Annotated in this window: 18 protein-coding genes, 4 tRNA genes and 1 pseudogene; 18 read left to right on the plus strand and 5 right to left on the minus strand. The window is 64.2% G+C overall.

Annotated elements, in window-relative coordinates:
- Window position 1: 1 nt before the first annotated feature.
- Window positions 2-592, minus strand: a complete 591-nt coding sequence (locus ACF8C6_RS01255; protein ID WP_392497644.1) for a septation protein A — start codon at window positions 590-592, stop codon at window positions 2-4.
- Between the two features lie 66 nt (window positions 593-658).
- On the opposite strand from ACF8C6_RS01255, the gene ACF8C6_RS01260 reads away from it, so the two are divergent.
- The 6 genes from ACF8C6_RS01260 (at window position 659) to rluB (ending at window position 5224) form a co-directional block, all read left to right on the plus strand.
- Complete coding sequence (locus ACF8C6_RS01260; RefSeq protein WP_392497645.1) at window positions 659-1519, plus strand: PHP domain-containing protein; 861 nt, start codon at window positions 659-661, stop codon at window positions 1517-1519.
- 13 nt (window positions 1520-1532) lie between these two features.
- Window positions 1533-2165, plus strand: coding sequence for an L-threonylcarbamoyladenylate synthase (locus tag ACF8C6_RS01265; RefSeq protein WP_341688536.1), 633 nt, complete (start codon window positions 1533-1535; stop codon window positions 2163-2165).
- A 110-nt stretch (window positions 2166-2275) separates the two neighbouring features.
- Window positions 2276-2974, plus strand: coding sequence for a ScpA family protein (locus ACF8C6_RS01270; protein WP_341688556.1), 699 nt, complete (start codon window positions 2276-2278; stop codon window positions 2972-2974).
- Entirely contained in the window at window positions 2974-3756 is a 783-nt protein-coding gene (scpB, locus tag ACF8C6_RS01275; protein ID WP_392497646.1) for an SMC-Scp complex subunit ScpB, read from the plus strand. The genes ACF8C6_RS01270 and scpB overlap by 1 nt, the downstream gene beginning before the upstream one ends.
- Before the next feature lie 77 nt (window positions 3757-3833).
- Window positions 3834-4019, plus strand: coding sequence for a DUF1289 domain-containing protein (locus tag ACF8C6_RS01280; protein ID WP_341688540.1), 186 nt, complete (start codon window positions 3834-3836; stop codon window positions 4017-4019).
- A gap of 89 nt (window positions 4020-4108) precedes the next feature.
- Window positions 4109-5224 carry a 23S rRNA pseudouridine(2605) synthase RluB gene (gene rluB, locus ACF8C6_RS01285; RefSeq protein WP_277689765.1) on the plus strand — a complete coding sequence of 372 codons (1116 nt, stop codon included), beginning with the start codon at window positions 4109-4111 and terminating at the stop codon, window positions 5222-5224.
- A 274-nt stretch (window positions 5225-5498) separates the two neighbouring features.
- Here rluB and ACF8C6_RS01290 read toward each other — a convergent pair whose 3' ends face one another.
- Window positions 5499-6989 carry an MDR family MFS transporter gene (locus ACF8C6_RS01290; RefSeq protein WP_392497868.1) on the minus strand — a complete coding sequence of 497 codons (1491 nt, stop codon included), beginning with the start codon at window positions 6987-6989 and terminating at the stop codon, window positions 5499-5501.
- A gap of 49 nt (window positions 6990-7038) precedes the next feature.
- Complete coding sequence (locus tag ACF8C6_RS01295) at window positions 7039-8088, minus strand: HlyD family secretion protein (RefSeq protein ID WP_392497647.1); 1050 nt, start codon at window positions 8086-8088, stop codon at window positions 7039-7041.
- 106 nt (window positions 8089-8194) lie between these two features.
- Here ACF8C6_RS01295 and ACF8C6_RS01300 point away from each other — a divergent pair, with 106 nt between their 5' ends.
- From ACF8C6_RS01300 to ACF8C6_RS01345, 10 genes and pseudogenes are all read left to right on the plus strand, one after another.
- Entirely contained in the window at window positions 8195-9112 is a 918-nt protein-coding gene (locus tag ACF8C6_RS01300) for a LysR family transcriptional regulator (RefSeq protein WP_392497648.1), read from the plus strand.
- A gap of 25 nt (window positions 9113-9137) precedes the next feature.
- A complete protein-coding gene (gene gltX, locus ACF8C6_RS01305) occupies window positions 9138-10622 on the plus strand; it encodes a glutamate--tRNA ligase (protein ID WP_392497649.1) in 1485 nt (494 codons plus the stop codon).
- A 154-nt stretch (window positions 10623-10776) separates the two neighbouring features.
- A tRNA-Ala gene (locus ACF8C6_RS01310) sits at window positions 10777-10852 on the plus strand.
- 48 nt (window positions 10853-10900) lie between these two features.
- Window positions 10901-10976: transfer RNA gene (locus ACF8C6_RS01315), tRNA-Glu, on the plus strand.
- A gap of 42 nt (window positions 10977-11018) precedes the next feature.
- Window positions 11019-11094, plus strand: a tRNA-Ala gene (locus ACF8C6_RS01320).
- Window positions 11095-11142: 48 nt separating this feature from the next.
- Window positions 11143-11218 (plus strand) — tRNA-Glu (locus ACF8C6_RS01325).
- Between the two features lie 155 nt (window positions 11219-11373).
- A pseudogene (locus ACF8C6_RS01330) lies at window positions 11374-11732 on the plus strand (TetR/AcrR family transcriptional regulator).
- 40 nt (window positions 11733-11772) lie between these two features.
- Window positions 11773-12636, plus strand: coding sequence for an alpha/beta fold hydrolase (locus tag ACF8C6_RS01335; protein ID WP_392497650.1), 864 nt, complete (start codon window positions 11773-11775; stop codon window positions 12634-12636).
- A 126-nt stretch (window positions 12637-12762) separates the two neighbouring features.
- Window positions 12763-13413, plus strand: coding sequence for a bifunctional 4-hydroxy-2-oxoglutarate aldolase/2-dehydro-3-deoxy-phosphogluconate aldolase (locus ACF8C6_RS01340; protein WP_392497651.1), 651 nt, complete (start codon window positions 12763-12765; stop codon window positions 13411-13413).
- A complete protein-coding gene (locus tag ACF8C6_RS01345) occupies window positions 13410-13859 on the plus strand; it encodes an acyl-CoA thioesterase (protein ID WP_392497652.1) in 450 nt (149 codons plus the stop codon). The genes ACF8C6_RS01340 and ACF8C6_RS01345 overlap by 4 nt, the downstream gene beginning before the upstream one ends.
- Window positions 13860-13863: 4 nt before the next feature.
- On the opposite strand, the gene ACF8C6_RS01350 is transcribed toward ACF8C6_RS01345, so the two are convergent.
- The gene (locus ACF8C6_RS01350; protein ID WP_392497653.1) at window positions 13864-14256 is read right to left on the minus strand and encodes a hypothetical protein; all 393 of its coding nucleotides are present in this window, start codon (window positions 14254-14256) and stop codon (window positions 13864-13866) included.
- 101 nt (window positions 14257-14357) lie between these two features.
- On the opposite strand from ACF8C6_RS01350, the gene ACF8C6_RS01355 reads away from it, so the two are divergent.
- Together ACF8C6_RS01355 and ACF8C6_RS01360 are read left to right on the plus strand one after the other, a co-directional pair.
- A complete protein-coding gene (locus ACF8C6_RS01355; protein ID WP_392497654.1) occupies window positions 14358-15377 on the plus strand; it encodes a tRNA dihydrouridine synthase in 1020 nt (339 codons plus the stop codon).
- 90 nt (window positions 15378-15467) lie between these two features.
- Window positions 15468-15917, plus strand: coding sequence for an Hsp20 family protein (locus tag ACF8C6_RS01360; RefSeq protein ID WP_392497655.1), 450 nt, complete (start codon window positions 15468-15470; stop codon window positions 15915-15917).
- Between the two features lie 28 nt (window positions 15918-15945).
- On the opposite strand, the gene ACF8C6_RS01365 is transcribed toward ACF8C6_RS01360, so the two are convergent.
- Window positions 15946-18879 carry an EAL domain-containing protein gene (locus tag ACF8C6_RS01365; RefSeq protein WP_392497656.1) on the minus strand — a complete coding sequence of 978 codons (2934 nt, stop codon included), beginning with the start codon at window positions 18877-18879 and terminating at the stop codon, window positions 15946-15948.
- Window positions 18880-18931: the final 52 nt, after the last annotated feature.

Here is an 18931-nt window from a genome sequence, read left to right on the forward strand (position 1 = left end):
GTCAGTCCTTGCTTTGCTGGGGGGCGTCATCATGGATATGGCGCGCCAGGTAGACGCCCTGGGCGACCAGGAACAGCACGGTCATACCCAGGCTGCCGAAGACTTTGAAGTCGACCCAGATGTCGTGAAAGGTAAAGGCCACGAACAGGTTGGCGCAGCCGCTGAAGACGAAGAAGGCCACCCAGGCCAGGTTCAGGCGCGTCCAGATGAGCTGCGGCAGGGTTATGGCGTGGCCCATGATGCGCTGGATCAGCACCTTGTCGCCGATGAAATGGCTGCCGGCGAAACCCAGGGCAAACAGCCAGTTGACCACCGGGGCTTTCCACTTGAGGAAGGTTTCGCTGTGGAAGGCCAGGGTCATGCCGCCGAACAGCAGGCAGGCGGCCAGGGTCAGCCACTGGCCCTTCTCCAGCTTGCGCTGCATCAGGAAAAGAATGCCGTAGACCACCACCGAACTGACGATCAGCACGGCAGTCGCGCTGAAGATGCCGCCCAGCTCGAACGCTTGGCCAGCCAGTTCAACGGTACGGGGATCGAGCTTGTAAACGATGAAAAACAGAATAAGCGGGATGAAGTCGATGAATTGTTTCACAGCGGCAGCCAGAAGCGGGATGTGGCGGCATAATAACAAACATCATTCTCCGCGAAAGTGGCTCCCATGAAGGTTGATCTGCACTGCCACAGCACCGCTTCGGACGGCGTCCTAGGGCCTGCCGAGGTAGTGGCGCGCGCGCATGAGCGTGGTGTGGAAGTGCTGGCGCTGACCGACCACGACACCCTCGAAGGGCTGAGCGAGGCTCGCCAGGCCGCCGAGGCGCTGGGTATGCGCCTGATCAACGGGGTGGAACTGTCCTGTACCTGGGGTGGCGCGACCATCCATGTGCTGGGCTACGCCTTTGCCTCCGATGCACCGGCGCTGTGCCAGGCCATCGCCGATCTGCATCAGGGTCGCTGGCTGCGCGCCGAGGAAATCGACCGGCGCCTGGCGGCCAAGGGCATGCCCGGCGCGCTGGAGGGCGCACGTGCCGTGCAACAGGGGCTGGGGGACAGCGGTAACGCACCGGCCCGCCCGCATTTTGCCGAATTTATGGTGCGCGCCGGGCATGTGCGCGATCACGCCGAGGCGTTCCGCAAGTGGCTGGGCTCGGGCAAGCTGGGTGACGTCAAGCAGCACTGGCCGACCCTGCAGGAGGCGGTTGGCACGCTCAAGGCGGCTGGCGCCTGGATCAGCCTGGCCCACCCCTGGCAGTACGATTTCACCCGCAGCAAGCGCCGGCGGCTGGTGGCCGATTTCATTGAGGCCGGCGGCCATGCCCTTGAGGTGGTGAACGGCCTGCAGCCGGCCGAGCAGGTCGGTAGCCTGGCCATTCTGGCCCGCGAGTTCGGCATGCTGGCCAGCGTCGGCAGCGATTTTCATGCGCCGGGCCCCTGGTCGGAACTGGGCATGTATCGCCCACTACCGGACGACCTGCCTCCTCTTTGGGAGCGCTTCGACCATGCACGCGCTACTACCGCCTGAACAGGGAGAGTTCATGAGCCAGTTCTTCCAGATCCATCCGGAAAACCCGCAGCCGCGCCTGATCAAGCAGGCGGTGGAAATCCTGCGCAAGGGCGGCGTCATCGTCTATCCCACCGACTCGTCCTATGCTGTGGGCTGCCTGATCGGCGACAAGACGGCGGTTGAGCGCATCCGCCGCCTGCGCCAGCTGGACGACAAGCACAATTTCACTCTGGTGTGCAGCGACCTGTCGCAGATCGGCCTGTTCGCCAAGGTCGATACCGGCGCCTTCCGCCTGCTCAAGGCGCATACACCCGGCCCCTATACCTTTATTCTCAATGCCACGCGTGAAGTACCGCGCATGCTGCTGCATCCCAAACGCCGCACCATCGGCCTGCGCGTGCCGGAGCACCCCATCGCTCTGGCCCTGGCCGAGGCGCTGGGCGAGCCGCTGATGAGCGTGAGCCTGATTCTGCCCGGTGACGAACTGCCCATGAGCGATCCCTACGAGATGCGCCAGGTGCTGGAGCACCAGGTCGACCTGATCATCGACGGCGGCTACGGCGGGCTGAAGGCTTCTACCGTGGTCAACCTGGCTGATGGCGAACCGGAAGTGTTCCGCGTGGGCTGTGGCGATCCGACGCCGTTCCAGGAGGTCGAGGCGTGAGCGAGCAGGTCGACAGCCAGGCCGGTGCGCAGCAGGAACTGCCCTTTGCCCTGGTCTACGGCCAGGCTGTCACCGAGCTGCCGCTCGACCTGTACATCCCGCCGGATGCCCTGGAGGTGTTTCTCGAAGCCTTCGAAGGCCCGCTCGACCTGCTGCTGTACCTGATCCGCAAGCAGAACATCGACATCCTCGATATCCCGGTGGCCGAGATCACCAAGCAGTACATGGGCTACGTCGAGCTGATGAAGTCGGTCCGCCTGGAGCTGGCCGCCGAATACCTGGTGATGGCCGCCATGCTGGCCGAGATCAAGTCGCGCATGCTGCTGCCGCGCTCGACCGAAGCCGAGGAAGAGGAAGACGACCCGCGCGCCGAGCTGATCCGCCGCCTGCAGGAGTACGAGCGCTACAAGGCCGCCGCCGAAGGCCTGGACGAGCTGCCACGGGTTGGCCGCGACCTCAGTGTGCCGCGCCTGGATGCACCCGAAGCGCGGGCGCGCAAATTGTTGCCGGACGTCAGCCTGGAGGAAGTGCTGTTGTCCATGGCCGAAGTGCTGCGCCGCGCCGACATGTTCGAGAGCCACCAGATCACCCGTGAGACCCTGTCCACTCGCGAGCGCATGAGCGAGGTGCTGGAACGGCTCCGCGGCGCGGGTTTCGTGCCGTTCGTCGAGCTGTTTACCGCACAGGAGGGGCGCCTCGGCGTGGTGGTGACCTTCATGGCGGTGCTCGAACTGATCAAGGAACAACTGGTGGAACTGGTGCAGAATGAGCCCTTCGCCGCCATCCATGTCCGCGCCCGAGCCGAATGATGAACCTGACCGACCCCAAGGAACTCGCCTCCCTGCTCGAAGCCTGGCTGCTGGCCCTGGGCCGGCCCATATCGCTGGAACGCATGGCCGAGCTGTTCGAGGAGGGCGAACGTCCCGAGCTGGCGCAGATTCGTGATGCGCTGGCTATATTGGCCAGCTCCTGCGCCGGTCGTGCCTTCGAGCTGAAGGAGGTCGCCAGCGGCTATCGTCTGCAGGTGCGCGAGCAGTTCGCCCCCTGGGTTGGGCGACTGTGGGAAGAGCGCCCGCAGCGTTACTCGCGCGCCATGCTGGAAACCCTGGCGCTGATCGCCTACCGCCAGCCGATCACCCGTGGCGAGATCGAGGATATTCGCGGCGTGGCGGTCAACAGCCAGATCATCAAGACCCTGCAGGAGCGCGACTGGATTCGTGTGGTCGGCTACCGTGACGTGCCGGGTCGGCCGGCGATGCTGGCCACCACCAAGGCCTTCCTCGACTACTTCAATCTGCAGAGTCTGGAGCAGTTGCCGCCGCTGGCGGCCCTGCGCGAGCTGGAACCGGAGCCCATGCTGGCGCTGGACGATGAGCTGCCCGTGCCGCCCGAGCTGCAGGCCCTGGCCGATGCTGCGGCAGGCGAAGAGGCATCGGTCGAGCCGCGCGAGGAAACCAGCTTCCGCAGCCTGCTGGTCGAGCTGGATCAGATGGAGCAGGGGCTGAAAACCGATTTCAGCGACCTGCTGCACGAGGACGAAGCCGAAGAAGAGCAGGGCACGGAGCTGGATGCCGGCGACGCACTGCATTGAAGGCATTGAGACTTTCAATGCGGGCCTGAGCCCGCCGTTGCTTATGCTGGCCGCACCTTTTTCTGACGGGTGCTGTCATGAGCAAGAGCCCCTGCATCAAAGTCTGCGAGTTCGAAGCGGATATCTGCCTCGGCTGCGGCCGCAGCAAGCGCGAGATCAAGGCCTGGAAGCGCCTGGACAGACACGAACGTTTTGCGTTGTTGGCAGAAGCCGATCTGCGCCTGCTGGCCTTCGAGGCGACCGGGCGGCGCAAATACCGCTGAGCGGTCTATAGTCAGCCGGTGCGCGCGACGGGCGATGCGCGTATGATGCGCGACCTTTTTCATCCTCAGTTACACCGGGAGGTGCCCAGATGAGCGAATCCGAATTCGAACCCCGTCCCAGCGGCGAGAAGCTGCAGAAAGTCCTGGCCCGTGCCGGCCTCGGCTCACGCCGCGACATCGAGCAGTGGATTGCCGATGGCCGGGTCAAGGTCAACGGCGCGGTCGCCACGCTCGGCGTGCGCGTCGAGGCGCGTGACGCCATCAGCGTCGACGGTCAGCTGCTCAAGCGCGAAGACGCCCAGGTGGTGCGCCGCGTACTGATCTACAACAAGCCGGAAGGCGAGATCTGCACCCGTGACGACCCGGAAGGCCGTCCTACCGTGTTCGACCGCTTGCCGCGGCCGAAGGAAGGTCGTTGGATCAACATCGGCCGTCTGGACATCAATACCACCGGCCTGTTGCTGTTCACCACCGACGGCGAGCTGGCCAACCGCCTGATGCACCCCTCCTACGAGATGGACCGCGAGTACGCCGTGCGTGTACGTGGCGAAGTCACCGAGGAAATGATCGAGCAGCTCAAGGCCGGCGTGATGCTGGAAGACGGCCCGGCCAAGTTCACCGACATCAAGGAAGCCCCGGGCGGCGAAGGCTTCAACCACTGGTATCACTGCGTGGTCATGGAGGGTCGCAACCGCGAGGTGCGCCGCCTGTGGGAGTCCCAGGGCCTGGTGGTCAGCCGCCTCAAGCGCGTGCGTTTCGGCCCGGTGTTCATGACTTCCGACCTGCCCATGGGCCGCTGGCGCGAAATGGGCCAGCGCGAGATCGATATCCTCAGTGAGGAAGTTGGCCTCAAGCCCGTGGCCCTGCCGGCGATGAAGGAAAAGATGCGCGACAAGCTCGACCGCCTGCAGCGCAAATCGGCCAAGCCAATGACCCGTAGCGAACGGCCCAAGCGGGTACTGCGTCCGGCCGAGGATGCGCCGGCCGCCGAGCGTGCCCCGCGTACTCCTCGCGAAGACAAGGCGCCGCGCAAGCCAGCCGGCGAGCGTCGTGGTGGCACGCCGGTAGCCGAGCGCCCGTCGGAGGTGAACAAGAAGCGCAGCCCGCGCCCGCCAGTTGAGCTGGGTGAGCGCCCGGCACGCAAGCCGCGGCCTTCCGGTACTGCTCGGGGTGGCGACGGTCAGCGTCCGGGTCGCAAGCGCTGATTAAGGCAAGTTGAAAAGGGCTCCTGCGGGAGCCCTTTTGCATCTCTAGGGTTCTAGTCGCTTGGTTCCGGAATAACCGGCGCCCATCGTGCCCGAAGTTGCCCCTGCATCAGTAGCGGCAGCCTCTGAAGGTTCGCGGGCGGTGCCGCTGGCTCGCAGCTGGGGTTGAGTGCCTTGGGCGATCAGGCTGGTTCCGCACGGCACAATGCCCCGGCCGCGGCTGCAATGAGGCCGAGCTGTTCGCCCGGCTCGTTGGCCGCGAGGCGTGGTGGGGTCAGTGGGCTGCGCCGCCGGTAGCGCCCGCAGGCAGTTTTCGCGTGAGCAGCACGGCGAGCATGCTGATGGCCAGGGCCAGCCCGACGAAATGGAAGGCGTCGTTATAGGCCATGATGGCCGCCTGCTGATGGGTGATCTCGCTCAGCTTGGCCAGGGCTGCCTGCTGGCTGCCGAGCTGCTCGGTTAGCAGGCTCAGGCGCTCGTCGACTGCGGCATTGCCCGGTACCAGGGCTTCGCGTAGGTAGTCGAAGTAGGTCTTGGCGCGGCTGTCGAGCAGGGTGGCGAGCAGGGCGATGCCGATGGCGCCGCCGAGGTTGCGCAGGATGTTGAACAGGCTGGAGGCCGAGCCGGCGTCTTGCGGCTGGATATAGGCGGTGGCGATCAGCGAGATGGTCACCATGATCAGCGGCTGGCCGAGGGCGCGGACGATCTGGATATGGTTGAACTGCTCGCCGGCGAAATCCGGGTTGAGCACGCCGGAATAGAAGCTGGAGATACCGAACAGGGCGAAACCGATGGCGCACAGCCATTTGGGCGAGATCACTTTCATTAGTTTGGGTACCAGCGGAATCAGGAACAGCTGGGGAATGCCCATCCACATGATCACTTCGCCGATCTGCAGGGCGTTGTAGTTCTGGATCTGTGCCAGGTACAGCGGCAGCAGGTAGATGGAGCCGTACAACCCCAGACCCATGCCGACACTGGCGATACTGGTGAGGCCGAAGTTGCGCTCGCGCAGGATGCGCAGGTTGATCAACGGGTTGTCGCGGGAGAACTGCAGGATGACGAACAGCACCAGGCTGACCAGCGCCACGCTGCCCAGGCCGACGATCAGCTGCGATTCCAGCCAGTCCTTGCGGTGGCCTTCTTCGAGGAATACCTGCAGGCAGCCCAGGCCCAGACCCAGGGTGACGATGCCGGCATAGTCGGTGCTTTTCAGCAGTTCCCAGTGCGGCGGCTTCTTGTCCAGGCCGTACATCAGGCCGGCGATCATCAGCAGGCCCGGTGGCACGTTGATATAGAAGATGTATTCCCAGCCCCAGTTCTCGGTCAGCCAGCCGCCCAGCGTCGGGCCGATCGAGGGGGCGAAGGTGGCGGTGAGGGCGAACAGGGCCATGCCCTTGGCGCGGTGGTGCTCCGGCAGCTTGATCAGGGTCAGGGTGAAGGCCAGCGGGATCAGCGCGCCGCCGGTAAAGCCCTGCATGGCGCGGAACACGATCATGCTCTCCAGGCTCCAGGCCATGGAGCAGAGCAGGGAGGAGATCAGGAAGCCGACGGACACCCACACCGCCAGGCGGCGCGCCGAGAGCAACTGCACCAGCCAGGCGGTGAGCGGAATCATGATGATTTCCGCGACCAGGTAGGAGGTGGAAATCCACGAGCCTTCCTCCAGGGTGGCCGACAGCGCGCCCTGGATGTCCTTCAGCGAAGAGTTGGTGATCTGGATGTCCAGCACGGCCATGAAGGCGCCGAGCATGGCGCTCATCACTGCAATCCAGTCGCGCCGACTGGGCTCGCCCTCGGGACGCAGCAGGGCGTCAGCCGCCATGGTGGGCGTCGCTGGAGATGTCCACTTTCACTTCCACCGACATGCCGGGGCGAATCTTGCCGGCCAGCGGATTGTCGGCAGCGAAGGTCAGCTTCACCGGGATGCGCTGCACCACCTTGGTGAAGTTGCCGGTGGCGTTGTCCGGCGGCAATAGGCTGAACTGTGCGCCGGAGGCGGCGAACAGGCTTTCCACCTGGCCCTGGATCGGGGTGTCCGGGTAGGCGTCAAAGATCAACTCGGCACTCTGACCAGGCTGCATGCGACCGATCTGGGTTTCCTTGAAGTTGGCCTGCACCCAGATCTCGTTATTGGGTACGACGGACAGCAGGTAGGCGCCGGCCTGCACCACCTGGCCGGCGCGCGCCGAACGCTGGCCTATGGTGCCGGCGGTAGGGGCATGAATCTCCGTGCGGGTCAGGTTCAGTTCGGCCTGGGCGACATCGGCGCGGGCGTTGCTGATCTGCGCCTGCAGGCGCTTGATATCGGCGTTGAGGCTCTCGATCTGCTGGCGCTGCGCGGCCAGGTCGGCCTGGGCCCTGGCCAGCTGCGAGCTGGCCACGCGACTGTCGGCGGAGAGGGTGGTGACGCGCTCTTCGGACACGTAGCCGGGCTTGCGTAGGGTCTGTGCACGAGACAGGTCGATCTGGCTGCGCTTGAGGTTGGCTTGGCTGGCGGCGACATCGGCCTGGCTGGCGGCGATCAGGCTGCTCTGCTGCTGCAGGCGGCTCTGCGCCTGGACCAGCTCGGCTTCCCGGGTTTCCAGGGCGGCGCGGGCACGCTCCAGGGCCAGTTCGAAATCGGCCGCTTCGAGCTTGACCAGCAACTGGCCCTTTTCGACCTTCTGGTTGTCATGCACCAGCACCTGCTCGATGCGCGCGCCCAGTTGGCTGGAGACGCGGGTGATCTCGCCCTGCACGTAGGCGTTGTCGGTGTTCTCGTGAAAGCGGCCGATCAGCAGCCAGTGGCCGAACAGGCCCAGGGCAACCAGAGCCACGAGAACGACAAAGATGGACAGGCGACGTTGCAATTGCGCAGGCATGGGAAGGGCTCGAACGGCGGGCGTAAGTGCTGGCCAATCTAGCAGTGTTGCTAGGAGTGATGTAGCCGGTAGAATTCGCAAACTTTGTTGCTTTGAGGGAACAATAATGGGGCTGGATGATGCGCTGATCTTCACTCGCGTTGTGGATTGCCATAGCTTCACCCAGGCCGCACACAGTCTGGGCATGCAGAAGTCCACGGTCAGCCGGCGCATCGCCCTGCTTGAAGAGCGCCTGGGGGTGCGCCTGCTCAATCGCACCACGCGCAAGTTGCGTCTGACCGAAGTCGGACAGGCCTACTACGAGCGCTGTCGGCAGATCATGCTCGACTTCGCTGAGGCCGAGCAGGCAGTAATGCAGTTGCAGCAGGAACCTTCCGGCCTGCTGCGCATCACCGCACCGATCGAGTTCGGTCAGCTGTTTCTCGGTAATGTGCTGGGGCGTTTCATGCGCCAGTACCCGCAGATCAGTGCCGAGGTGGAGCTGACCTCGCGTGAGGTCGATCCGCTGGAGGAGGGGGTGGATATCGCCATCCAGGTTGGCCAGCCGCGAGACTCCACGCTGATCGCGCGCAAGCTTTTCGAGACCCGTCGCCATCTCTGCGCCAGTCCCGACTATCTGGCCCAGCATGGTTCGCCGGCATCCGCGCAGGAGCTGGCTGGCCACCGTGCCATCCATCTGCCGGCGGACTCGCCGCGCTACTGGCCGCTGCTGGATGAGCATGTGCCCTGCCAGCGGGTGTTGGCCTGCAATAACATCACCCTGGCCCGCGAAGCGGCACTGGCAGGTGCCGGGATCGTGGCGCTGCCGGTGATGATCACCGAGGATGCCGTGCGTAGCGGGCGGCTGATCCAGCTGCTCCCTGAGGCCCGTCTGCCTATCGGTGAGCTCTATGCGGTCTATCCATCGCGACGTTTCCAGGCGATGAAGGTCAAGGCTTTTCTGGATTTCCTGATGGACAGCCTGCCGTTGCCCGTTGGGCTGCTAGAGCCGACAGTGGCCAGCCTGCTAACATTGCGCCCTTGAATTTTCCCTGCTTCCGAGACTTGTCATGACCAAAGTCCGCACCCGCATTGCGCCGTCGCCCACTGGCGATCCGCACGTCGGTACTGCCTACATCGCCCTGTTCAACCTGTGCTTCGCCCGCCAACACGGCGGCGAATTCATCCTGCGCATCGAGGATACCGACCAGCTGCGTTCGTCCCGCGAGTCCGAGCAGCAGATCTTCGACGCCCTGCGCTGGTTGGGCATCGAGTGGAACGAAGGTCCGGATGTTGGCGGCCCGCACGGCCCGTACCGGCAGAGCGAGCGCGGCGCGATCTACAAGAAGTACTCGGACGAACTGGTCAGCAAGGGCCACGCCTTTCCCTGCTTCTGTTCCGCCGAGCGCCTCGACCAGGTGCGCGCCGAGCAGATGGCTAAGAAGGAAACCCCGCGCTACGACGGCCACTGTATGCATATCGCCCCGGAAGAGGCGCAGCAGCGCATCGCCGCCGGCGAATCCCACGTGGTGCGCATGAAGGTGCCGAGCGAGGGCGTCTGCGTGGTGCCGGACATGCTGCGTGGCGACGTGGAGATCCCATGGGATCGCATGGACATGCAGGTGCTGATGAAGGCCGACGGCCTGCCCACCTACTTCCTGGCCAACGTGGTCGACGATCACCTGATGGAAATCACCCACGTCCTGCGCGGCGAGGAGTGGCTGCCATCGGCGCCGAAGCTGATCAAACTGTACGAGTACTTCGGCTGGGAGCAGCCCAAGCTCTGCTACATGCCGCTGCTGCGCAATCCGGACAAGTCCAAGCTGTCCAAGCGCAAGAACCCGACCTGCATCACCTTTTACGAGCGCATGGGTTTCATGCCCGAGGCGCTGCTTAACTACCTGGGCCGCATGGGCTGGTCAATGCCGGACGAGCGCGAGAAGTTCTCGCTGACCGAGATGATCGAGCACTTTGATCTTTCGCGCGTCTCGCTCGGCGGGCCGATCTTCGATATCGAGAAGCTGTCCTGGCTCAATGGCCAGTGGCTGCGCGAGCTACCGCTGGAACAGTTCGCCCAGCGCGTGCAGGAGTGGGCCTTCAACTCCCAGTACCTGCTGCAGATCGCGCCGCATGTGCAGCAGCGCGTCGAGACCTTCAGTGACATCGCGCCGCTGGCCAGTTTCTTCTTCAGTGGCGGCGTGCAGGTTGATCCGGCCCTGCTGGTGCACAAGAAGCTGTCGCCGGATCAGGTGCGCCAGGCTCTGCAACTACTGCTGTGGGAGCTGGAGGCGCTGCGCCAGTGGGACAAGGAGAAGATCACCGAATGCATCCAGTTCGTCTGTGCCGGCCTCGGCCTCAAGCTACGCGACCTGATGCCGCTGATTTTCCCCGCCATCACCGGCAAGGCCAGCTCGGTCTCGGTGCTGGACGCCATGGAAATTCTGGGTGCCGACCTGTCGCGCTTCCGTCTGCGTCAGGCCATCGAGCTGATCGGTGGCGTGAGCAACGGCGAAACCAAGGAATGGAAGAAGCTGCTGGAGAGCTTTCGCGGTTGAGTGAGAGGGCTGCCGGTCATCGCCTGATGCAGGGCTGGCTGGCTTGGCCTTTCGGGTAAGTGGTTGTTCTGCCTCCAGAATTTTTTCAGGCCCAATGAAGAATTGTGTTGACAGGCAAATACCTCGCCCCTAATATGCGCCCCGTCCAAGCGACGGGGCTATAGCTCAGCTGGGAGAGCGCTTGCATGGCATGCAAGAGGTCGACGGTTCGATCCCGTCTAGCTCCACCAAATTTGCCACCGAACGAATTCCAGCGCGTTCGAGTGAATGAAGGTTTCGTCCCCTTCGTCTAGTGGCCTAGGACACCGCCCTTTCACGGCGGTAACAGGGGTTCGAGTCCCCTAGGGGACGCCACTTTTGCAGTGTTCGCACTGCACGTCGAGAGACGCAAAATCCGGGGCTATAGCTCAGCTGGGAGAGCGCTTGCATGGCATGCAAGAGGTCGACGGTTCGATCCCGTCTAGCTCCACCAATCACTGACAAGGCCAGCCTAGTGCTGGCCTTGTTCTTCGAAGGTTCTGTCCCCTTCGTCTAGTGGCCTAGGACACCGCCCTTTCACGGCGGTAACAGGGGTTCGAGTCCCCTAGGGGACGCCACTTTCTTTCCGCGTTTTGCGGACTTAAAAGGGTCACTCTCAGGAGTGGCCCTTTTGTTTTTCTGACTTCTGCATTGACGCGACGAGCGGTCCGTATCTCGGCTTGCGCGTTCTTATTATGGTTGTAATATTAAGACCGTAATCTGATGGGCTGCCATGAGTGACAAGAAGGCCAGAACCCGCCAGCGCATTCTCGGCGCTGCCAGTGTCGCGCTGGTTAGAGGTGGTCCGCTGCAGCTGGGTGTGGCCGAGGTGATGGCGTCCGCTGGCCTCACCGTCGGCGGTTTCTATGCCCACTTCGAGAGCAAGGAGGCGCTGATGCTGGAGGGCTTCCGTGACCTGCTCGGGCGGCGTCGGCAGTTGCTCCGGCAGCTCGACGACAGCCTGACGGCCAGGAACGGCCGGTGCTGGCCGATCTGGCCCTGATGGTGGGTGGTCTGGCGCTGGCTCGCGCACTGGGTATGGGCGAGCTGTCGGATCGGGCTCTGCGTGCCGCCAAGTTGGCGGTGCTGTGAAAGCGTGCCCGCCTGGCGGGCCTTTGTGAGGAGAAGCGAGATGAGCAACATGCACTGGATTCGTGGCTTCAACGCCACTGTTGGTCGCCTGGCCCCGGATCTGGTGGCCGGCAAGATGCACCGGGCCTTCCTCACGCCGCGCGACCTGCCGCCACGCGACTGGGAGCTGCCACTGCTGGCCGAGGCCGAGCGCATTACTCTGCGCTTCGGGCTGTCCGCCCTGCGCTGGGGGCAGGGGCCCGCGGTGCTCCTGCTGCACGGCTGGGAAGGCAGGCCGACCCAGTTCGCCGAGCTGATCCGCGCCCTGGTGCGTGCCGGCTATGGCGTGGTGGCGCTGGACGCGCCAGCCCATGGGTGCTCGCCGGGGCATGAGGCCAACGTGGTGCTGTTTGCCCGTGCCCTGCTGGAGGCGGCGGGCGAGCTGCCGCCGCTGAAGGCGGTGGTCGGCCACTCTCTGGGCGGCGCCAGTGCCCTGCTGGCCACCCAGCTCGGCCTGCGCACCGAGGCGCTGGTAACCATTGCCGCGCCAGCGCGCATTCTCGGGGCGCTGCGGCGCTTCGCCCGTTTCGTCGGGCTGCCTGCCGAGGCACGGGCGCGCTTCGTGCGCCTGGTCGAGCAGAGCGCCGGCATCCCGGCCGCGCAACTCGATGTGGAGCGCTACAACCTGGAGCTGCCGGGGCTGGTGGTGCACGCCAAGGACGATCCCATGGTGCCCTTCGCCGAGGCTGAGAGCATCCATGCGAGCTGGTCCGAGAGCCGTCTGCTGGCCCTGGAAAGTGGTGGCCACAGCAAGCCGCTGGGCGATCCGCGGGTGGTCGAGGCGGTGCTGGAGCTGCTCGGCAGTGCCGACCTGCAGCGTGCCGGCAGCCGCCGGGTGCTGGCGGCTACCGCGCTGGCCTCCTGAGCATCCGGCGCGATAGGCGCGCTAAAGCGGTACACTGCCCGTCATGTGCCCGCCCGCCGAAGTTGTGCTTCGTGCCGGGTGGGCGCCGTCACAGCAGCCAATGCCGTTCGCTGAGGGGGAGATGACATGGGCCTGACGATGGATATGGTGCTGCAACGGGCACGCCCGGTGCTGCCGGTGCTGGTGATCGAGGACTGCGCCTTGGCGGTGGACCTGGCGCGTGCTCTTTACGCCGGCGGCGTCGAGGTGTTGGAAGTGACCCTGCGCACTCCGCGCGCCCTGGATGCCCTGGCGGCTATCCGCCAGGAGCTGCCGCAGCTGCTGGTGGGTGCCGGCACGGTGATCCATGCCGAGCAGTTCTTGGAAGCGCGCGATGCCGGCGCGCAGTTCGCCGTCAGTCCCGGCTGTACCGAGCGCCTGGCGGCGGCGGCGGACGACTCCGGTCTGCCTTACCTGCCGGCGGTGATGACGCCGTCTGAAGTGCTGCTGGCGCTGGAGTATGGTTACCGCTCGCTCAAGCTGTTCCCAGCCAACGGCAATACCAGCGTGAAGATGCTGAAGAGCTTCAAGGGGCCCTTTACCGGCATCCGTTTTTGCCCGACCGGCGGTATTACTGCCGACAACCTGCTGAACTTCCTGCGCCTGCCCAATGTGGCCTGTGTCGGTGGTACCTGGATTGCGCCGGACAACCTGATCCGTGCCCGTGCCTGGGATCAGATCACCCAGTTGGCTGGTGAGGCGCGTGCGCTGGCGGCCAGCGTGGAGGTCAGGTCATGAGTTGGGACTTTCCGCAGCCTTTTGTCATCGATCTGCAGGTCGCGGCAGACGATATCGATGGCTTGGGGCACGCCAATAACGCGGTCTATGTCAGCTGGCTGGAGCGCTGTGCCTGGCGTCACTCGCAGCATCTGGGCCTGGATCTCGCCGAGTATCGGCGGCTGGACCGTGCCATGGCGGTGCTGCGGCATGAGATCGACTATCTGGCCAGCGCCTACGAGGGTGAGCAGTTGCAGATGGCGACCTGGATCGTCGAAAGCGATCACAAGCTGAAGATGAATCGGCGTTTCCAGTTGTGGCGACCGGCCGATGCCAGCACTCTGCTGCGAGCCCAGACCACCTTCGTTTGCATTGAGCTGTCGAGTGGCCGGCCCAAGCGTATGCCTGCCGAATTCGTCGAGGGTTATGGCAAGGCGGTGTTGGAACCCTATCCGCTGCAGCTGTGACGGATCAGTTGAGCATGGGCGCGATAAACACCTCGCCCGGCTTGACGATCACCGCGAACTGACGCGTTTCTCCAGGGGCCAGTAGTACCGACTGCGCCGGTCCTGGGCCTTGGCCGCCGCAGTAGCCTTGGTTTGAGATGGCCACAGCGATGCTGAAGGGGCCGTTGGGGAGATCCAGGCTGGTGCTTTTGCCGGGGCCCAGGGTGCCCACCACTTGTTGGTTGACGTAGAGCTCCACGTCGCATGCGTTTGGTGCATTGCTGTCGCGGGTGAAGATCAGGCGGGACGGGCTTTCGCTGGCCGGGTTCTTCGGGACATGGTGCACCCCGCGTGGCGGTGGCCCGGCCTGGATGGCGGTGCTGACCAGCATGAGGGCGATCAGTAGTGGACGCAGCATGGTGACCTCCTGATGGCCTAGGCGGAGCTGCCGCGACGGCCGGTATGAATCCTCGGTGTCGGCACCTTACACTACGCCCCCATTTTTTCGAGACCTCTGTCGTGCAAATCGCTCTGGCTCCCATGGAGGGGCTGGTCGACGAAATCCTGCGCGATGTGCTGACCCGTGTCGGCGGCATCGACTGGTGCGTCACCGAGTTTATCCGTATCTGCGACCGGCTGCTGCCGGCCTCCGCTTTTTACAAGCTGGCTCCTGAGCTGGCCGATGGCGCGCAGACCCGTGCCGGTACGCCCATGCGCTTGCAGCTGCTGGGCTCCGATCCGCTGTGCCTGGCGGATAACGCCGCTTTTGCCTGCAGCCTGGGCGCTCCCGTGATCGACCTCAACTTCGGCTGTCCGGCCAAGACGGTGAACAAGTCCCGTGGTGGTGCCGTGCTGCTCAGGGAGCCGGAGCTGTTGCACGCCATTGTGCGCGAAGTGCGCCGCACGGTCCCGGTACATATTCCGGTGACGGCGAAGATGCGTCTGGGCTTCGACAGCCCGGATGGCGCGTTGGACTGCGCGCGTGCCTTGGTCGAGGGCGGTGCTGATCAGTTGGTGGTGCATGCGCGGACCAAGGTCGACGGCTACAAGCCTCCTGCGCACTGGGAGTGGGTCGCGCGTGTGCAGGAGGTGGTCAAGGTGCCGGTCTACGCCAATGGCGAGATCTGGAGCGTGGAGGATTGGCGGCGCTGTCGCGAAGTCAGTGGTGCCGAAGACATCATGCTCGGGCGCGGTCTGGTGTCACGTCCGGATCTGGCGCGGCAGATCGCCGCCGCTCGGGCTGGTCAGGAGGTGGTGCCGATGAGCTGGGGCGAATTGCATCCACTGCTGCAGGATTTCTGGCTGCAGGCTCGGCGCAAGCTGGCGCCGCGCTACGCGCCGGGACGCCTCAAGCAGTGGCTGGCCATGCTCACCCGCAGTTACCCGGAGGCGGTGGCGCTGTTTGCCGAGATTCGTCGGGAAAATGACTGCGAGCGCATCGATGCATTGCTCCATGGCTGTCCGGTGCTTGACCCTGCAGGCAAATGCTCTGGTCATGAGGCTTTCAGTCGTGAGTTCGCGACTGTCGAGGCCTCTTGAAATCCTGCTGAACGTCCGCATGTAGTGAGTGTGGGATGCCGAAGTCGGGTCCCGCAATTCAACACTTGCTGATCATTCAGGAGATGCACCATGAGCAACGTACTTTCCCTGGCCCCGCTGTTCCGTCAGTCCGTCGGTTTCGACCGATTCAACGATCTGTTCGAGTCGGCGCTGCGTAGCAGCGAGAACGGCAGTTCCTACCCGCCCTACAACGTCGAGAAGCATGGCGACGATCAGTACCGCATCGTAGTCGCGGCAGCCGGTCTGCGTGAAGACGACCTCGAACTGCAGGTCGAGCGCGGCGTGCTCACCGTGACGGGCGGCAAGCGCGAGCGCGCGACCGAGAGTGTCACCTTCCTGCATCAGGGCATCGCCCAGCGCGGCTTCAAGCTGTCGTTCCGCCTGGCCGACCATATCGAGGTCAAGGCCGCCTCGCTGGACCACGGTCTGCTGAATATCGACCTAGTGCGCATCGTGCCGGAAGAGGCCAAGCCCAAGCGCATTCCCATCGGCGGCGAGAAGCCGGCGCTGGAAGGCTGATCTGATCTGAGTGGTAACGGAAGGGCGCCTATGGGCGCCCTTCTGCGTTGGTGCTGCGGCTGGCCAGCAGCAGGTCGTGGAACTCCAGCAGGGGCACGGGTTTGCTGAACAGATAGCCCTGGTACTGGTGGCAGCCCTGTTGCTGCAGGAAGTCCAGCTGCTCCGGCTGTTCCACGCCTTCGGCGATCATCTGCAGGTTGAGGCTGCGGGCCATGGCTACAATCGCGCGGATGATTTCCGCGTCGTTGGGGTCGTGGGTCGCATCGCGGACGAAGGATTGGTCGATCTTCAGTACGTCGACCGGCAGACGTTTGAGGTAGGTCAGCGAGCTGTAGCCCGTGCCGAAGTCGTCCATGGCGAAGCTCAGGCCGAGCTTCTTCAGGCGGTGCATCTTGGCGATGGTGTCGTCCAGGTTCTGGATCACGATGCCCTCGGTGATCTCCAGCTTGAGCATGTTGGCCGGTAATTCGCTCTGGCTCAGGCTGCGCTCCACACGTTCGACGAAATCGCCTTGGCGGAACTGGCGAGGGCTGATGTTGACGCACAGCTGGAAGCTGTCGCGACTCACTAGGCCATCGCGCAGCAGGCGGGCGGCGGCATGACAGGACTCGCTGAGCACCCAGGCGCCGACTTCCAGGATCAGGCCGCTTTCTTCCAGTACCTGAATGAACTGACCTGGCGATTGCGGTCCGAGGCTCGGATGGTTCCAGCGCAGCAGGGCTTCGCAGCCGATGATCTGACTGTAGCGGGCGTCCACCTGGGGCTGGAAATAGAGCTCGAATTCTCCGCGTGCCATAGCCAGGCGCAAGTCGTTTTCCAGGCGCAGGCGCTCGCTGGCGGCATCCTGCATGGACTTTCGGAAGATCTGCAGGGTATTGCGGCCCGAATCCTTGGCGCGATAGAGGGCGATGTCGGCGCGTTTGAGCAAGTCGGTGGGGTTGTCGCCATGATCCGGCACCAGGGCGATGCCGATGCTTGGGGTGACTTGCAGGCGGTGGCCGTCCAGCAGCATCGGTTCGGCCAGCAGGCGGCGCAGTTTCTCCGCCACCTGGCGCACCTGGCGGGTGACATCCGCGCGTTTGCCTTCGAGGCCGGAAATCAGCACGACGAACTCGTCGCCGCCCAGTCGCGCCACGGTGTCTTCCTGGCGCACGCTGGCTTCCAGGCGGGCAGTCACCATCTTCAGCACGGCATCGCCTACCGGGTGGCCGAGCGAGTCGTTGATGTGTTTGAAGTGGTCGAGATCGAGAAACAGCAAGGCGCCATGCAGGTTGTGGCGCTTGAGCAGGGCGATCTGCTGGCTCAGGCGATCCATCAGCAGGGCGCGGTTGGGTAGATTGGTCAGTGAGTCATGGTAGGCCAGATGCTGAACCTGGGCCTGGGCGGCCTTCAACTCGCTGATATCGCGAGCGGTGAGCAGTAGGCAGGGGATGCCGTTCAGTTCGATCGACTGCACGGAGACCTCGACCAGCTTGATGCTGCCGTCGCGGTGCTGGCCGTGCATCTCCATGTGGTACACACGGCCTTCGCGCATGATGGTTTCAACCATGCGAGCGCGCTCTTCGGGGCGGGCCCAGACCTGCAGCTCCATAGCGCTGCGACCGATGACTTCTTCGGCCCGATAGCCAGTGAGGCGGCAGAAGCCTTCGTTGACCTCGATGTAGCGGCCGCTGTCGCGCTCGGTGATGGTGATGGCGTCGGGGCTGGAATGGAATGCTTTGGCGAACTTTTCCTGGCTGGCCGTCAGTGCTGCTTCGGCGGCCTGGCGCTCGGTGATGTCTCGGAAGGTGGTGGTCAGGCAGCGTTGCCCCTGCACGTGTATGTAACGATTGGAGATGATGCAGATCAGCTCACGGCCGTCCTTGCTACGAAAGTGGGCGATCTCGTTGTTCAGCTGTTTATCGCGAATGAGCTGCTTGGCGAGTGCTTCACGTTGCTGCGGGTCGACCCAGAAACCCACATCTAGGGCGTTGCGGCCAATGAGCTCGGCGGGCTCCCAGCCGAAGGTTTGGGTAAAGCTGGGGTTTATTTCCAGGAAGGCGCCGTCCGGTGCGCGGGAGACGCAGATCGGCTCGGGGCTGGCCTGGAACAGGGTGACGAATTTTTCTTCCGAGGAGGCCAGGCGCTGCTCACGCTGAACCCGCTCGGTAATGTCCATGAGGATGCCGGCCATGCGCAGCGGCGCGCCCTGGGCATCTCGGTAGAGCTTGGCGGTGCTTTCCAGGTAGCGCTGCTCATTACTTTCCAGGAGCACCCGGTAGGTCAGTTGGTAATCTTCGCGTCGTCCCTCCACCAGATCGGTATAGACCTGGCGCATGTGCTGGCGATCCTCGTCCGGCACCTGGCGGAAAAAGTAGGTGAAGTCGCCATGAAAAGACGCTGCCGGAAGGCCGTGCAGGCTGGCGGCGCGGTCCGATCCATAGAGCATGCCGCTGGGGATGTGCCAGTCCCAGGTGCCCAGGTTGGCGGAATCCAGGGCCAGGGTCAGGCGCTCCTGACTATCGCGCAGGGCCTGTTCCTGTTCACGTTGCTGGGTGATGTCGCGGACGACGCCGAAGACCTGGGTGCGGCCATCCTTGTCGATCCTTGGGCTGCCGCTGATTTCCAACCAGTGCAGGCTGCCGTCCGGCCAGTGGATACGGTGTTGCAGGGGGGCGGGGCTGGGGATGCCGCTCAGGACGTTCTGAAACAGTTGGCGGACTTGCTCGCGGTCTTCCGTGGGAATCAGCTCGATGTAGTCGACCTGACGTTGCAGCGGTTTTTTCGGGTCCAGGCCGAATAGTGCCTGTGCTCCCCGTGACCAACTCACCTTGCCACTCGCGGTATCCCAGTACCAGACGCCGAGATGGGCGCCGTTGAGTGCAGCGAGAAGGTGCGATGCGTCCTGCCAGGTCTTCTCGAACTCGGCGGGATCCAGGGCGGGGATGAAGGGGAAGGGCGGCTGTTTAGACGGTTTGGACATACTGTTCTCGTCCGGCACTCGGCCGCTCTCGGTTACCTGCTGGAAAGGGGCA

Origin of the sequence: Pseudomonas sp. zbq_18, from assembly GCF_043102245.1 — a bacterium.
In the GTDB taxonomy this organism is placed as follows: domain Bacteria; phylum Pseudomonadota; class Gammaproteobacteria; order Pseudomonadales; family Pseudomonadaceae; genus Aquipseudomonas.

Excerpts from the sequence above, each read along its gene's own strand:
- ACF8C6_RS01300 (WP_392497648.1), top strand. The coding sequence starts at position 8,195 with ATGGGGCTGGATGATGCGCTGATCTTCACTCGCGTTGTGGATTGCCAT.
- ACF8C6_RS01360 (WP_392497655.1), top strand. The coding sequence starts at position 15,468 with ATGAGCAACGTACTTTCCCTGGCCCCGCTGTTCCGTCAGTCCGTCGGT.
- ACF8C6_RS01335 (WP_392497650.1), top strand. The coding sequence starts at position 11,773 with ATGAGCAACATGCACTGGATTCGTGGCTTCAACGCCACTGTTGGTCGC.
- scpB (WP_392497646.1), top strand. The coding sequence starts at position 2,974 with ATGAACCTGACCGACCCCAAGGAACTCGCCTCCCTGCTCGAAGCCTGG.
- rluB (WP_277689765.1), top strand. The coding sequence starts at position 4,109 with ATGAGCGAATCCGAATTCGAACCCCGTCCCAGCGGCGAGAAGCTGCAG.
- ACF8C6_RS01295 (WP_392497647.1), bottom strand. The coding sequence starts at position 8,088 with ATGCCTGCGCAATTGCAACGTCGCCTGTCCATCTTTGTCGTTCTCGTG.
- ACF8C6_RS01345 (WP_392497652.1), top strand. The coding sequence starts at position 13,410 with ATGAGTTGGGACTTTCCGCAGCCTTTTGTCATCGATCTGCAGGTCGCG.
- ACF8C6_RS01265 (WP_341688536.1), top strand. The coding sequence starts at position 1,533 with ATGAGCCAGTTCTTCCAGATCCATCCGGAAAACCCGCAGCCGCGCCTG.
- ACF8C6_RS01260 (WP_392497645.1), top strand. The coding sequence starts at position 659 with ATGAAGGTTGATCTGCACTGCCACAGCACCGCTTCGGACGGCGTCCTA.
- gltX (WP_392497649.1), top strand. The coding sequence starts at position 9,138 with ATGACCAAAGTCCGCACCCGCATTGCGCCGTCGCCCACTGGCGATCCG.
- ACF8C6_RS01280 (WP_341688540.1), top strand. The coding sequence starts at position 3,834 with ATGAGCAAGAGCCCCTGCATCAAAGTCTGCGAGTTCGAAGCGGATATC.
- ACF8C6_RS01340 (WP_392497651.1), top strand. The coding sequence starts at position 12,763 with ATGGGCCTGACGATGGATATGGTGCTGCAACGGGCACGCCCGGTGCTG.
- ACF8C6_RS01350 (WP_392497653.1), bottom strand. The coding sequence starts at position 14,256 with ATGCTGCGTCCACTACTGATCGCCCTCATGCTGGTCAGCACCGCCATC.
- ACF8C6_RS01365 (WP_392497656.1), bottom strand. The coding sequence starts at position 18,879 with ATGTCCAAACCGTCTAAACAGCCGCCCTTCCCCTTCATCCCCGCCCTG.